This is a genomic window from Sphingobacterium sp. UBA7253 (assembly GCF_002472745.1).
GTDB lineage: Bacteria > Bacteroidota > Bacteroidia > Sphingobacteriales > Sphingobacteriaceae > Sphingobacterium > Sphingobacterium siyangense.
This window is the reverse complement of record NZ_DKSP01000112.1, coordinates 1-435: the sequence shown is the minus strand read 5'-3', so window position 1 is coordinate 435 and position 435 is coordinate 1. Positions and strand designations below refer to the sequence as shown.

The 435-nt window shown below is 41.8% G+C and carries 1 protein-coding gene; it reads left to right on the top strand.

Annotated elements, in window-relative coordinates; all coding sequences use genetic code 11:
- On the top strand, positions 1-435 hold a 435-nt coding region (locus B2X72_RS10860; RefSeq protein ID WP_286849600.1), incomplete at both ends, for an S-adenosylmethionine:tRNA ribosyltransferase-isomerase.

Genomic DNA, 435 nt, shown 5'->3' with positions numbered 1-435 from the left:
CGTACAATTAGATTTTTATTTGATGGTACCGATGAAGAGTTCCGCCGTAATATTGAAATCTTAGGTGAAACTCCGCTTCCTAAATACATCAAACGTAAAGCCACGCCGGAAGATAAATTCCGTTACCAAACGATCTACGCAAAAAATGAAGGTGCTGTTGCTGCTCCTACAGCTGGACTTCACTTCTCAAGAGAGTTAATGAAACGTCTGGAACTAAAAGGTGTTGATTTTGCAGAGGTTACTCTTCACGTTGGTCTTGGAACTTTCCGTACCGTTGAAGTCGAAGATTTAACCAAACATAAAATGGATTCGGAACAGTTCATCATCACTGATGAAGCTGCACGCGTTGTCAATAGAGCAATCGACAACAAACGTCGCGTGTGTGCTGTAGGAACGACTTCTATGCGTGCAATAGAATCTTCTGTTTCTGCAGAT